Raw genomic sequence first — 12522 nt, 5'->3', positions numbered from 1 at the left:
ACCACGGTCGCCGGACCCGCCGTCGTCAGCACGGGCCCAACGGCCCCGGCGGCGGGCAGCGCCCCGGGCGCGGGAGAGACCTTCGGGTGTGATCCGATCATCAACCCGGAGGTTTTCCCGTGCACGTTCCCGTCTGGATCTGGCTGGCCACCATCGCCGGCATCATCGCCCTGTTCCTGTTCGACTTCGTCGCCCATGTGCGCAAACCCCACGAGCCCACCTTCAAGGAAGCGGCCTGGTGGTCGGCGTTCTTTATCGCCATCGCGCTGCTGTTCGGCGCCGGCCTTTGGTGGGTCTGGGGGCATCAGCACGGCGCCGAGTACTTCGCCGGCTTCGTCACCGAAAAGAGCCTGTCGGTGGACAACCTGTTCGTGTTCGTCACCATCATGGCGCGCTTCGCGGTGCCGCCGGTCTACCAGCAAAAGGCGCTGCTGATCGGCATCGCCATCGCGCTGATTCTGCGCGGCCTGTTCATCGCCGTGGGCGCGGCGGCCATCGCCCAGTTCAGCTGGGTGTTCTACATTTTCGGCGCCTTTCTGCTGTACACCGCCGCCCATCTGACCTGGGAGTTTTTCAACAAGGATGAGGACGAGGGGTACAAGCCCGGGCCCGGCGTTCGACTGCTGCAACGGCTGCTGCCGACCACCGACGACTACCATGGCCAGCGGTTGTTCGCCCGCCAGGGCGGTCGCTGGATGGTGACGCCGTTGTTCATCGCGGTGGCGGCCCTGGGCTTCACCGATGTGCTGTTCGCGTTGGATTCCATTCCGGCCATCTACGGCCTGACCAAGGAGCCCTACATCGTGTTCACCACCAACGCCTTCGCCCTGCTCGGTCTGTTGCAGCTGTACTTTCTGCTCGGCGGGCTGCTCGACCGACTGGTGTTTCTGGGGCTGGGGCTGTCGGCGATTCTCGGCTTTATCGGCGTGAAGCTGGTGCTGGAGGCACTGCACGAAAACAGCCTGCCGTTCATCAACGGCGGCCAGCCGCTGCACGGCATTCCGGAGGTGCCGATCTGGCTGTCGATCTCGATCATTCTCGGGGTGCTGGTGGTGACCACGGTGGCCAGCCTGATTCACAGCGGCTTCCAGGACCGCAACGCGCGGCTCTAGACAAACAGACGGCGGGGGCCGGCTCAGGCCCGCGCCCGTTCCACCCGTTTGCCATTGGCCAGCATGCGCCGGGCCAGCCGGGTCAGCCCGCCAATGCTCTCCACCACCGCGTCCGGCCGGTGCGGGTGGCTGACGGTGCCGGGGAAGATTTTGTCCAGCCAGCTTTGCGACCAATGGGCGCCGTTGTAGAAGATGGCGGTGACGCCGGCGTCCTTGGCGGCGATCACGTCGGTGGTGCTGTCGCCGGCGTACCAGCAATGTTCCCCGGGCGTCAGACCCAGCTGGTCGAGGGCCTTGAGCAGCATGTCCGGCGCCGGCTTGCGGTTCTCCACGTCGTCCCCGCACACGGTGACATCAAACAGATCTTCCCAGCCGGTGCCGTCGACGATGCGCAGCTCATGCTCGAAGAAATCCCGTTTGCGGTTGGAGATCACCCCCACCGGCACACCGGCGGCGCGCAGCCGCTCCAGCTGCGGGCGAATGTCCGGCTCCAGCGGGTGGACCTCGTCCACGTAATTCTTGTAGCAGGCGTCGAACGCCTGATGGACGCGCCGCTTGGCGTCGCCGTCGGCGCCGAACAGCACCTCGAAAATATCGGTGCGCGAAATCTTGCGCTGGGCGGTGATCTTGGGGTGCAGCTTGTGATGCTCGCGGACGTACTTGACCAGCTTGGCGTCCTCCAGGGTCTTGGACGCTTCCGGTTCCAGCAGCCGGTCCCACAGGCCCAGCTCCTCCAGGCGCGGCAGCACGTCGTCCACGGCGTGGTACATGGCGTCGTGGGTGTCCACCAGGGTGGCGTGCCAGTCGATCAGCACCGCCGACGGCGGCGCATGGGGCAGTTGCAGAATGCTCACGGTAGCGCGTCTCCTCGCTGTCCCTCACTCGAATGACCTTAACGCAAACCGGCGGGCGGCGCGCGGGATTGAAAATTTTTTACGCTTGGCCGCTGATTCCCTCGCCGCGCCGGCGCTATGCTGGAGATTCCGCCCTGGACCGGGAGGCACCATTGGTCATGAGTAAGGACACGCTCGGCGACTACCGCCGCAAACGGAACCTGGATGCCAGCCGCGAACCCTCCGGTGGCGAGGACACGCGGCCCGTTTTCGTGATCCAGAAACACGACGCCAGCCGGCTGCATTACGATTTCCGGCTGGCCTTCGGCGGCACCCTGAAATCCTGGGCGGTGCCCAAGGGGCCGTCCACCGATCCCCGGGACAAGCGTCTGGCGGTGCAGGTGGAGGACCACCCCCTGGACTACGCGGACTTCGAGGGCGTGATCCCGGAGGGCCACTACGGCGCCGGCACCGTGATGGTCTGGGACCGGGGCGGGTACCGCAATCTGCGCGCCGACAAGGACCCGCCGGTAAGCATGGCCGACGCCTGGCGGGAGGGCCTGCTGGAGGTCTGGCTGGACGGCGAAAAACTGCAAGGCGGCTACGCCCTGAAGCGGTTCCGCGACGGCGACAAGCCCCAATGGCTGTTGATCAAAATGAACGACGAACATGCCGACGCCCGCCGCAATCCCACCTCGACCCAGAACCGGTCGGCGAAGAGTGGCCGCACTCTGGCGCGCATCGCCCGCGACGAGAAGGCGGCCGGCCATGAATGATGCGGTGCTGAAGGTGGACGGCGAACACATCGCCCTCTCCCACCCGGACAAGGTGCTGTTCCCGGACGACGGCCTGACCAAGGCGGATCTGGCCGATTACTACCAGCGGGTGGCGCCGCTGATGCTGCCCCACCTGCGCGGCCGGGCGCTGACCCTGCACCGTTTTCCCGACGGCATCGGCGAGAGCGGTTTCTACCAGCAGAATCGCGGCGACTATTTCCCGGACTGGTTGCCGGCGCGGCGCATCGACCACGGCGGCGACACCGGCGAGGTGACGCACATCTTTTGCGAGCGGGCCGCGGATCTGGTGTATCTCGCCGGCCAGGCCACGCTGACGCTGCACGCCTGGTTGAGCCAGGCCGCCCGGCCGCACCATCCGGACCGGCTGGTGTTCGACCTGGACCCGCCCGACGATGATTTCGCGCCGGTGCGCCGGGCCGCCCATCAGGTGGGCGACGCCCTGCGCGAGGCGGGGCTGACACCGTTCGTGAAGACCACCGGCTCCCGGGGCCTGCACGTGGTGGCGCCGCTTGAACCGAGCGCCGATTTTGATCGGGTGCGCCGGGCGTGCCGGCGGCTGGCCGATCATCTGGCCACGCGCCACCCGGACGCGCTGACCACCGAGCAGCGCAAGAACAAGCGCCGGGGTCGGCTTTATCTGGACATCATGCGCAACGCCTTCGGCCAGACCGCGGTGGCGCCCTACGCGGTGCGCGCCAAACCGGGCGCGCCGGTGGCCATGCCGCTGGATTGGGACGAGGTGAACGATAGCGCCATTGGCCCGCGCCGTTACACTCTGCAGAACGCCTTCCGCCGCCTGGGGCAGAAGCACGACCCCTGGGCGGAGATGGACCGCGCGGCGGCGGACATCGGCAAACTGGAGGCGGCCCTGGAAGCGTGGGAGCAGGGCTGACCCCGGCCCCACGCCAGGCTCACCGGCGGCGTTATTTGGCGGCCGCCATCTCCTCCCGGTAGGTACCGGCCAGGCGCGTCTTGTCCTGCTCGTTCAGCGCGCGGCCGGCAAGCTGGAACACTTCCTGTTCTTCTTCATCCAGATGGTGGGTGACCAGTTCCTTCAACTTTTTGGCGGTGGCCAGCCAGCCCGGTGAGCTGAAGTCGGTGCTTTCCAGCTCCTCCACCAGTTCATCGATCTCATGGTGTTCGGCCACGCTGTGGCGGGCTTTTTCCTGGGTCAGGTCCTGCTCCATCATCGGCACGTACAGGGCCCGCTCCTCGGCGGCGGCGTGGGCGGTGAGTTCCTGCTTCACCTTGGCGAACAGCTCTTCACGGCCTTCACTGTCGCCGTGGGTTTTGACCAGCAGGTCCAACAGGGTCCGCTGGGTGTCGTGGTCCTGGCGCAGCGCTTCGAACAGATTCATGGTCGGGCTCTCCTTGATCTTGCGTTCCGGTGGTTCCTTGGGGGTATTACACCTTACCGCCAAACCGGAAGTTTGCCGCCGGTGCTTTACCGGAATTTACCCTTCTCCGTCGCCCTCCCAGCGGCGCGCCCCGGCACCGGTTTCCGCCAGGGTGTCGCCGGGGTTGCGCAGCCGGCAGGCGGTGAGCGACAGACAACCGCAGCCGATGCAGTCGTCGAGCTGGTCACGCAGCTGGCTCAGATGGAGGATGCGCCCATCCAGATCCTGCCGCCAGCGCGCCGACAGGCGCGACCAGTCCCGGGCGGTGGGGCTGCGCCCGGACGGCAGCGACGCCAGCGCGCCCGCCACCTCCGCCAGCGGAATACCGATGCGCTGCGCCACCTTGATCACCGCCACGCGGCGCAGCACATCCCGGTGGTAGCGGCGCTGGTTGCCGGCGCTGCGGTGACTTTTGATCAGGCCCTTGCGTTCATAAAAATGCAGCGCGGACACCGCCACGCCGCTGCGTCTGGCCACCTCGCCCACGGTCAGGGCCTTGCCAATATCGATGGAGGGTACCGGGTCCATGATTACCTCTATTGACCTTAAGCTTGGTTGAGCTTTTATGCTGCCTTCCCCTTTTCCCCGGCACAAGTCGTAGAATGGCGTTTTCGCGGTTCGCGCCGCCGTTTCCAGCAAGGAGCCTTCGTGTCCGACATCATCGCCATCGACGGACTCAGCAAGACCTACGAGTCCGGTTTCACCGCCCTGCGCGATGTGAACCTGCACATCCGCAAGGGCGAGATCTTCGCGCTGCTGGGGCCGAACGGCGCCGGCAAAACCACCTTGATCAGCATCGTCTGCGGCATCGTCAACCCGGGACCGGGCACGGTGGTCGTGGACGGGTGCGACATTCGGCGCGATTACCGGGCGGCCCGTTCGCGCATCGGGCTGGTGCCCCAGGAGCTGTCCACCGACGCGTTCGAGACGGTCTGGGCCACGGTGAATTTCAGCCGTGGTCTGTTCGGCAAGCCGGCCAATCCGGCCTACGTGGAAAAGGTGCTGCGTGACCTTTCCCTGTGGGACAAGCGCAAGGACAAGATCATGGCGCTGTCCGGCGGCATGAAACGCCGGGTGATGATCGCCAAGGCACTGGCCCACGAACCGGACATTCTGTTTCTCGACGAGCCCACCGCCGGCGTCGACGTGGAGTTGCGCCGGGACATGTGGAATCTGGTGCGCGGCCTGCGCGAGCGGGGCGTGACCATTATCCTCACCACTCACTATATCGAGGAGGCGGAGGAAATGGCCGACCGGGTCGGCGTGATCAGCGGCGGCGAGATCATTCTGGTGGAGCACACCCGCACCCTGATGGAAAAACTGGGCCGCAAGGAACTGCGGCTGCAACTGGCCGCGCCCCTGGACAGCGTGCCCGCGGGCCTGGCGGATCTGAATCTGGTGCTGGAGGGCGACGGCCACGAGCTGGTGTACGGCTTCGACGCCCGCCACGATCAGGCCGACGTGGCCGGCCTGCTGCGACGCCTGGCCGAGCAGGGTATCGAGTTCCGTGACCTGCGTACCCGCGAGAGCTCGCTGGAAGATATTTTCGTGGACCTGGTCCACCACCGTCGCACGGGAGAGCAATGATGAATCTTCATGGCGTAAAGGCCATCTACCTGTTCGAGATGGCACGCACCTGGCGCACTCTTTTGCAGAGCATCGCCTCGCCGGTGATTTCCACGTCGCTTTATTTCGTGGTGTTCGGCTCGGCGATCGGCTCGCGGATGGTGGAGATCGACGGCATCAGCTACGGCGCCTTTATCATTCCCGGGCTGATCATGCTGATGTTGCTCAACGAGAGCATTTCCAACGCTTCGTTCGGCATCTACATGCCCAAGTTCACCGGTACCATCTACGAGGTGCTGTCGGCACCGATTTCGCCGTTGGAAATCGTCTTGGGCTATGTGGGCGCGGCGGCCAGTAAATCGATCATCCTCGGGCTTTTGATTCTGGCGACGTCAAGGCTGTTCGTGGACTTCAGCATCGCCCATCCGTTCGCCATGATCGGCTTTCTGGCGCTCACCGCGGTGACCTTCAGCCTGTTCGGTTTCATTATCGGGGTGTGGGCGGACGGCTTTGAAAAACTGCAGATCATACCGATGATGATCGTGACACCGCTGACGTTTCTGGGCGGGACTTTTTACTCGGTGAACATGCTGCCGCCGGTGTGGCAGACGGTGACCCTGTTCAATCCGGTGGTGTACCTGGTGAGTGGCTTTCGCTGGAGTTTCTACGGCGTGGCCGACGTGCATGTGGCGGTCAGCCTGGGCATGACGCTGGTGTTCATGCTGGTGTGCGTGGGGCTGATCACCTGGATCTTCAAAACCGGCTACCGGCTGCGGACCTGAGCCCGCCGTCACACCGCGCCCGGCCGGGCGCGGTGTTCGGTGCGTGGCTGAACAGGTCGCTTACTTCTTCTCGGCGCGCACCTTTTCCTCGATGCGCTTGCCGATGGTTTCGTCCACGTTGCGCCAGTATTCGAACACCCGGGACAGCACCGGCTCTTCCACGCCGTCCAGCACGTGGCCGGCCACGTTGTTCACCAGCCGGTCGCGGGCGGCGTCGTCCATCACCTTGTTGACCAGATCATTGGCCTGGTTGAAGTCGCCGTCGTCCGGGCGCAGTGTGTAGGCGGCGCGCACGAACTCGCCGTCTGCGGCCCACACCGCCTGCTCCGGGTAACGTTCCGGGTCCGCCGCCGGACCACCCTTGGAGTTCAGGGCGTAGACCGGATCGCTGGCGTTACGCATGCGCATGGCGCCGCCCTTGCTGTAGCTGTGCACCGGACACTTGGGTTCGTTGACCGGAATCTGACGATAGTTCACGCCCAGCCGGGCACGGTGCGCATCCGCGTAGGAAATGGCCCGCGCCAGCAGCATCTTGTCCGGCGACAGGCCGGTGCCCGGCACGAAGTTATTGGGTTCGAAGGCGGCCTGCTCGATCTCGCTGTGGAAATCGCTGGGGTTGCGATCCAGGGTCAGCTTGCCCACTTCGTGCAGCGGGTAATCGTCGTGGGGCCACACCTTGGTCAGGTCGAACGGATTGATGCGGTAGGTCTTGGCGTCCTCGAACGGCATGATCTGCACGTGCAGGGTCCAGCTGGGGTGCTCACCGCGTTTGATCGCCTGGAACAGATCACGGCGATGGTAATCGGCGTCGCTGCCGGCCATCTCGTCGGCCTGTTCCTGGGTCATGCACTTGATGCCCTGGTCGGTTTTGAAGTGGTACTTCACCCAGAACCGCTCACCGCCCTCGTTCACCCACATGTAGGTGTGGCTGGAGTAGCCGTTCATGTGCCGCCAGGTGGCGGGCACGCCCCGGTCGCCCATCAGCCAGGTGACCTGGTGGGCGGACTCCGGCGCGTTGGTCCAGAAATCCCACTGCATGTCATTGTCACGCAGACCATTGTCGGCCCGGCGTTTCTGGGAATGGATGAAGTGCTGAAACTTCATCGGATCGCGGACAAAGAACACCGGCGTGTTGTTGCCCACCATGTCGAAGTTGCCCTGCTCGGTGTAGAACTTCACCGCGAAACCGCGCGGGTCACGCCAGGTATCCGGGCTGCCGGCCTCGCCGGCCACGGTGGAGAAGCGAATCAGCACGTCGGTCTTCTTGCCCGTCTGCAAAAAATCCGCCTTGGTGTATCGGCTCACGTCCTGGGTCACCTGGAAATGACCGAAGGCGCCGCCGCCCTTGGCGTGGGGCTGGCGGTCCGGAATCATCTCCCGGTTGAACGCCGCCATCTGCTCCATCAGATAATGATCGTGCAGGACGATCGGGCCGTCGGGCCCGACCGACAGGGAATGTTCATCGCTGGCGACCGGAATCCCGGCATCGGTGGTGGTTGGCTTGCGATTGTCGCTCATTGCTGGCTCTCCCTCCTGGTGTCCGCGGGCCGGCGTCGTCAGGCGGCGCGGAACGAAAAAACGGTCAAGGCGCGCTCCCAGGGGTTGGGGGCCCGCTCCGATACCGTCGCTCTTTGCCGTTACAGTCGCAGGGTGCGGCCACCACGGATAGACACCGGTGGGCGAACTTTACAAAAATTGATGGAAGGGCGATGGCGCTCCGTGACGCCGGCGTGAAACGGCGGGCTGGCCGGCGCCGATGGCCAACCGGCGCGGCGCCGCTTACCATGACCGGACCTTTGAACGGAACGAAGACCCTGGCTTTGAACCTCGCTCTCACCGACCTTCTGCTGCTGGCCGCCCTGGTGCTCGGCGCGGCCCTGTTCTGGCGGGCCCAGCGCATCCGCGAGACCGCCCTGCGCGTGACCCGCCGGCACTGCGAGCGCGAGGAGGTGCTGTTGCTGGACCAGACCGTGGGTCTGCGCCGCCTGCGGCTGCGCCGGGACCACGGCGGCCGGTTGCGCCTTTGGCGCCTCTATGAGTTCGAGTTCACGGTCACCGGCGGCGAGCGTTACAAGGGCGAAACGGAAATGCTCGGCGAGCGGGTTCAGCGCGTGGTGCTGCCACCGCACCGCTTCACCCGGGAACCGGATCAGCTGCACTGACCCCACAAGATCAGCCCGGCGACACCGGTACAACGTCCTCAAAAAAAAGCCCCGGCAAAGCCGGGGCACTGGCACTTACGGAAGAAAAGAGGTGCGCTCAGGTCCAGCCGAACAGACCGTCCAGCAGACCGCCGAGCAGATCGCCCAGGCCGGGGATGCCTTCCAGCACGTCGGCCACCGGGGCCAGGATGCTTTCCAGCAGACCGTCGTCGCCGGCCACGGTGTCCAGCACCATCACCAGCGGTTCGCCCAGGGCGGGAATCTGTTCCAGCAGATCGCCCACCGCCGGGATCAGCGCGAAGTCCTGATCGAGCAGACCGCCGAGCAGATTTTCCAGGCCGGCTTCGCCGTCCAGGGGGCCGCCGCTGAGCAGGCCGCCGAGCAGTTCGTTGGTCAGGTCGCCGAGCACCGGTACTTCATCAAGCAGGCCCAGAGCCGGGTTGAGCAGGTCGCCCGGGTTGCTCGGGTCGACACCGCCTTCGCCGCCCAGCAGGGTGCCCAGCACTTCGTTGAGCAGCTCACCGGCCACCGGCAGCTGGTCCAGCGCGCCGGTCAGGTTGGCCAGCGGGTCGCCGCCTTCACCCCCCTCGACCGCGCCCATCAGGGTGCCGATCAGCGGGTTGAGCAGGTCACCCAGCACCGGCACTTCGCCGAGCAGGTCGGAGAACTGGCCAAGCTGGTCACTGGCGGAGGTCAGGCACTGCAGCGGGTCACCGGATTCGCAGTTCACGGCGCCCAGCAGCTGACCCACCAGCGGGCCCAGTACCGGCACCTGGTCCAGCACTTCCTGCACCGGCGCGCTCAGTTGTGACAGGTCGCCACTGGTCAGTGCTTCGGACAGGGCTTCCAGGTCCAGGGCATCCAGGGGCAGGCCACCGGCGTCGCCACCGGCCAGGCCGTTGAGCAGGTCGCCCAGCACCGGCACTTCGGCCACCATCTCCGGCAGACCTTGCAGTTGTTCCAGCAGGGCGAACAGCGGGTTGGCGTCTTCGCCGCCGCCGTTTTCCAGCGCCTCGCCGATCAGGTCACCCACCACCGGGATGCCGGCCAGCAATTGCGGCAGGGTTTCCAGCAGGTCCAGGTTGCCCGGATCGCTTTCGATGGCGCCCAGCAGGCTGTTCACCAGCTCGCCCACCACCGGCACGCCGCCCAGGGCGTCGGTCACCGGGGACAGCAGGTCGCCGGCTTCCAACAGACAGGTCAGCGGGTCCGCCTGATCGCCACAGATTTCGCCCACGCCCGGCAGGCCGGCCACGTTGAGCACGCTGCCCACGCCGGTGAGCACTTCGGTGAGGCAGTCCTGCGGGTTGAAGTCGCCGGCGTTGGAGGCCACCGGGCAGACCGCGGTGGACAGGGTGTTCAGGGTGCCGATCAGCAGTTCGCCGCTGGCCAGATTATTGGCCACGCCGGTGAGACAGGTCTGCGGATTCAGCGCGTCCTCGCAGCCCAGCACGGTGAGTGCGCTCTGCAGGGTGTCCGGGGTGGTTTTCAGCACGTCCACCACGCACAGCACCGGGTTGTCCGCGTCCGGGCACAGTTCCTGGGTGATCGGGCTGGTGCCGTCCAGCAGGCCGGTGATGGTGTCGCGCAGGTAAACGGTGCTTTCCATCACGCAGTTGGGCAGGAATTCCACGTCGGACAGGCTTTCCACCAGGGCGGTGTCGGTGCCGGCCACCGTATCGGCGCACACCAGGCCGAGCAGGTTGTCATTGCCCAGGGAAATGTTGGTGAGCGCTTCGTTTTCACAGGTCACCACGTCGATGGCGTTGCCCAGCGGTACGTTCAGCACGGTGCTCGGGCATACGGAAGCGGTGAAATGGTTGTTGGTGTCGATCAGGCCGAGGGTCGCTTCACGCTCCTCGTCGTCCATGTCGTCACCGGGGTTACCGGGTTCGTCCGGGTTATCCGGATCGTCCGGGTCACCCGGGTTGTCCGGGTTGCCGGGTTCATCCGGATCGCCGGGGTTATCCGGGTTGTTCGGCGTTTCCGCGCCGCCATTGCCGGACGGGCCGCCGCTGCTGCCACCGCCGCCGCCACAGGCGGCCAGCGCCGCCAACATCATCATCAATACCAGTGTTTTCGCCAGGGACCGGAACATGATCCACCCTCCTTGAGTTTTATCCGCATCAGTCGCTGCCCCCTCCCCCCACAACCGGAATCGAAGGGCGGCAGTGCACAGATGGAATGTACAAAGGGTGGCAATGAAAAAATGTCGGCCTTGCTTTAAGAGCTGTTACGGCAGCACTCAAACGCAACCGGGGCGCTTCAGAATGTGTGCGGCCTGTAACGAATTCGTGATCTTTTACGTTCCGGACGGGCCAAAAGAGCGGAATGTGCTGAATGTCTTGTTATTTATAACCAAAAGCATGCTATGCGCGCATGGGTGGCCAGCACCCGCCGCGTGTCGCAAAAAGACAACCCGAAATAAACCGGGGCGCACCGGCCTGCTGGCCGGCGCGCCCCGTAAAGTCCCGCGCGTGGCACGGGCCGGTGGCCTCAGAGGTGCTTGAGCACGGTCTCGGCGCTGCTTTCCTCCACGCCCTTGGCGTCCACGCCCAGGTATTCCACCACGCCATCGTTGGCGATCAGCGCGAAGCGCTTGCTGCGGATGCCCAGGCCGGCGCCACTGGCGTCCAGTTCCAGCCCCAGCGCCTTGGTGAACTCGGCGTTGCCGTCGGCCAGCATGGTGATCTTTTCGGCATTCTGGTTTTCCTGCCAGGCGCCCATCACGAAGGCGTCGTTCACCGCCATGCAGCCGATGGCGTCGGCTTTCTCAAGAATCTCGTCCGCGTTCACCACGAAGCCCGGCATGTGGGTGTTGGAACAGCCCGGCGTGAACGCGCCCGGCACCGCGAACAACACCACCTTGCGGCCTTTGAAGAAGTCGCCGGTGGACAGGTCCTCGGGGCCTTTGGCGCCGTTGGTCTTGATGGTGACGTCGGGCAGCTTGTCGCCTACGGCAATGGTCATGATCGTATCCTGTGGGTGTTGAAAAGGACCTCGAATGTACCAGACCCGGCGGCACGGCGCCGAGCGCAACGGTACCCATCCAGGACACCGGCAACGTAAAAGAGTGTTGCCATTGCCGCCGCCGGTTTGATCCCGCCGGCGCGGGTCCCCAGGCTGGATGGCCAGCAACGTCGATCAAGACCATCCACTGACACGAAGAAGGAGATTCGTCATGAGTCAGACCATCGTCATTACCGGCGCCAATCGCGGTATCGGCTATCACATGGCACGGCTGTGGAAGGAACGCGGCAACCAGGTGATCGCCGTGTGTCGTAGCTCGGCCACCCGGGAAGGCCGCGAGGATCTGCACGACCTGGGCATCCGCGTGCTGGAAGGCTACGACGTGAGCAAGGACCAGGATGTGGCGGCGCTCAAGAAGGAACTGGGCGACACCCCGGTGGACGTGCTCTACAACAACGCCGGCATGATGGAAAACGAGACCCTGGATGACCTGAACCTGGACACCATGCGCCAGCAGTTCGAGGTGAACACCCTGGGCCCGTTGCGCGTCACCCACGCGCTGCTCGACAATATGCGCGAGGGCAGCCGGGTGGGCCTGATGACCTCGCGCATGGGGTCCATCGAGGACAACGACTCCGGCGGTCGCTACGGTTACCGGGTCAGCAAGGCCGGCCTCAACGCCGCCGGCAAATCCCTGGCCGTGGACCTGAAGGACCAGGGCATCCCGGTGGCGATCCTGCACCCGGGCTTCGTGAAAACCGACATGACCGGCAACAACGGCGACATCACCGCCGAGCAGGCCGCCCACCGCCTGGTGCAGCGCATGGACGAGCTGAACCTGGACAACACCGGCACCTTCTGGCACTCCGACGGCAGCGTGCTGCCCTGGTAAGCGATGATACC

13 protein-coding genes are annotated in these 12522 nt (G+C 65.2%); 7 read left to right on the top strand and 6 right to left on the bottom strand.

What is annotated here, in order from left to right:
• Nucleotides 1–119: 119 nt before the first annotated feature.
• Nucleotides 120–1112: a TerC family protein gene (locus ACLD0W_RS05655; RefSeq protein WP_410306504.1), complete on the top strand. Its 993-nt coding sequence runs from the start codon at nt 120–122 to the stop codon at nt 1110–1112.
• 23 nt (nt 1113–1135) lie between these two features.
• Here ACLD0W_RS05655 and ACLD0W_RS05650 read toward each other — a convergent pair whose 3' ends face one another.
• The gene (locus ACLD0W_RS05650) at nt 1136–1966 is read right to left on the bottom strand and encodes an HAD family hydrolase (RefSeq protein ID WP_410306503.1); all 831 of its coding nucleotides are present in this window, start codon (nt 1964–1966) and stop codon (nt 1136–1138) included.
• A gap of 158 nt (nt 1967–2124) precedes the next feature.
• Here ACLD0W_RS05650 and ACLD0W_RS05645 point away from each other — a divergent pair, with 158 nt between their 5' ends.
• Nucleotides 2125–2721: a DNA polymerase ligase N-terminal domain-containing protein gene (locus ACLD0W_RS05645; RefSeq protein WP_410306502.1), complete on the top strand. Its 597-nt coding sequence runs from the start codon at nt 2125–2127 to the stop codon at nt 2719–2721.
• Complete coding sequence (gene ligD, locus ACLD0W_RS05640) at nt 2714–3634, top strand: non-homologous end-joining DNA ligase (protein WP_410306501.1); 921 nt, start codon at nt 2714–2716, stop codon at nt 3632–3634. The genes ACLD0W_RS05645 and ligD overlap by 8 nt, the downstream gene beginning before the upstream one ends.
• A gap of 31 nt (nt 3635–3665) precedes the next feature.
• On the opposite strand, the gene ACLD0W_RS05635 is transcribed toward ligD, so the two are convergent.
• Complete coding sequence (locus ACLD0W_RS05635; RefSeq protein WP_410306500.1) at nt 3666–4100, bottom strand: hemerythrin domain-containing protein; 435 nt, start codon at nt 4098–4100, stop codon at nt 3666–3668.
• Between the two features lie 96 nt (nt 4101–4196).
• Nucleotides 4197–4667 (bottom strand): redox-sensitive transcriptional activator SoxR, encoded by a 471-nt coding sequence (gene soxR, locus ACLD0W_RS05630; protein WP_410306499.1) that lies wholly within the window; start codon nt 4665–4667, stop codon nt 4197–4199.
• Between the two features lie 120 nt (nt 4668–4787).
• Here soxR and ACLD0W_RS05625 point away from each other — a divergent pair, with 120 nt between their 5' ends.
• Nucleotides 4788–5726: an ABC transporter ATP-binding protein gene (locus ACLD0W_RS05625; RefSeq protein WP_410306498.1), complete on the top strand. Its 939-nt coding sequence runs from the start codon at nt 4788–4790 to the stop codon at nt 5724–5726.
• A complete protein-coding gene (locus tag ACLD0W_RS05620; RefSeq protein WP_410306810.1) occupies nt 5726–6487 on the top strand; it encodes an ABC transporter permease in 762 nt (253 codons plus the stop codon). The genes ACLD0W_RS05625 and ACLD0W_RS05620 overlap by 1 nt, the downstream gene beginning before the upstream one ends.
• Before the next feature lie 60 nt (nt 6488–6547).
• Here ACLD0W_RS05620 and ACLD0W_RS05615 read toward each other — a convergent pair whose 3' ends face one another.
• Nucleotides 6548–8005: a catalase gene (locus ACLD0W_RS05615; RefSeq protein WP_410306497.1), complete on the bottom strand. Its 1458-nt coding sequence runs from the start codon at nt 8003–8005 to the stop codon at nt 6548–6550.
• Nucleotides 8006–8271: 266 nt separating this feature from the next.
• Between ACLD0W_RS05615 and ACLD0W_RS05610 the strand changes: the two genes are divergently transcribed.
• Complete coding sequence (locus ACLD0W_RS05610) at nt 8272–8649, top strand: DUF3301 domain-containing protein (RefSeq protein WP_410306496.1); 378 nt, start codon at nt 8272–8274, stop codon at nt 8647–8649.
• Between the two features lie 97 nt (nt 8650–8746).
• On the opposite strand, the gene ACLD0W_RS05605 is transcribed toward ACLD0W_RS05610, so the two are convergent.
• Both ACLD0W_RS05605 and ACLD0W_RS05600 read right to left on the bottom strand, forming a co-directional pair.
• Nucleotides 8747–10747 carry a hypothetical protein gene (locus ACLD0W_RS05605; RefSeq protein ID WP_410306495.1) on the bottom strand — a complete coding sequence of 667 codons (2001 nt, stop codon included), beginning with the start codon at nt 10745–10747 and terminating at the stop codon, nt 8747–8749.
• A gap of 398 nt (nt 10748–11145) precedes the next feature.
• Complete coding sequence (locus ACLD0W_RS05600; RefSeq protein ID WP_410306494.1) at nt 11146–11619, bottom strand: peroxiredoxin; 474 nt, start codon at nt 11617–11619, stop codon at nt 11146–11148.
• A 211-nt stretch (nt 11620–11830) separates the two neighbouring features.
• On the opposite strand from ACLD0W_RS05600, the gene ACLD0W_RS05595 reads away from it, so the two are divergent.
• Nucleotides 11831–12511: an SDR family oxidoreductase gene (locus tag ACLD0W_RS05595; protein WP_410306493.1), complete on the top strand. Its 681-nt coding sequence runs from the start codon at nt 11831–11833 to the stop codon at nt 12509–12511.
• Nucleotides 12512–12522: the final 11 nt, after the last annotated feature.

It is taken from the genome of Alloalcanivorax sp. C16-1, assembly GCF_046507805.1.
Lineage (GTDB): Bacteria > Pseudomonadota > Gammaproteobacteria > Pseudomonadales > Alcanivoracaceae > Alloalcanivorax.
Note: the sequence above shows the minus strand (reverse complement) of the source record. Positions and strands in the feature narration are given on the sequence as shown.

What these genes read in the sequence shown, in the direction of transcription:
- ACLD0W_RS05595 (WP_410306493.1), top strand. Translation starts at nt 11,831, where the DNA reads ATGAGTCAGACCATCGTCATTACCGGCGCCAATCGCGGTATCGGCTAT.
- ACLD0W_RS05605 (WP_410306495.1), bottom strand. Translation starts at nt 10,747, where the DNA reads ATGTTCCGGTCCCTGGCGAAAACACTGGTATTGATGATGATGTTGGCG.
- ACLD0W_RS05635 (WP_410306500.1), bottom strand. Translation starts at nt 4,100, where the DNA reads ATGAATCTGTTCGAAGCGCTGCGCCAGGACCACGACACCCAGCGGACC.
- ACLD0W_RS05615 (WP_410306497.1), bottom strand. Translation starts at nt 8,005, where the DNA reads ATGAGCGACAATCGCAAGCCAACCACCACCGATGCCGGGATTCCGGTC.
- soxR (WP_410306499.1), bottom strand. Translation starts at nt 4,667, where the DNA reads ATGGACCCGGTACCCTCCATCGATATTGGCAAGGCCCTGACCGTGGGC.
- ACLD0W_RS05610 (WP_410306496.1), top strand. Translation starts at nt 8,272, where the DNA reads ATGACCGGACCTTTGAACGGAACGAAGACCCTGGCTTTGAACCTCGCT.
- ACLD0W_RS05620 (WP_410306810.1), top strand. Translation starts at nt 5,726, where the DNA reads ATGAATCTTCATGGCGTAAAGGCCATCTACCTGTTCGAGATGGCACGC.
- ligD (WP_410306501.1), top strand. Translation starts at nt 2,714, where the DNA reads ATGAATGATGCGGTGCTGAAGGTGGACGGCGAACACATCGCCCTCTCC.
- ACLD0W_RS05645 (WP_410306502.1), top strand. Translation starts at nt 2,125, where the DNA reads ATGAGTAAGGACACGCTCGGCGACTACCGCCGCAAACGGAACCTGGAT.
- ACLD0W_RS05600 (WP_410306494.1), bottom strand. Translation starts at nt 11,619, where the DNA reads ATGACCATTGCCGTAGGCGACAAGCTGCCCGACGTCACCATCAAGACC.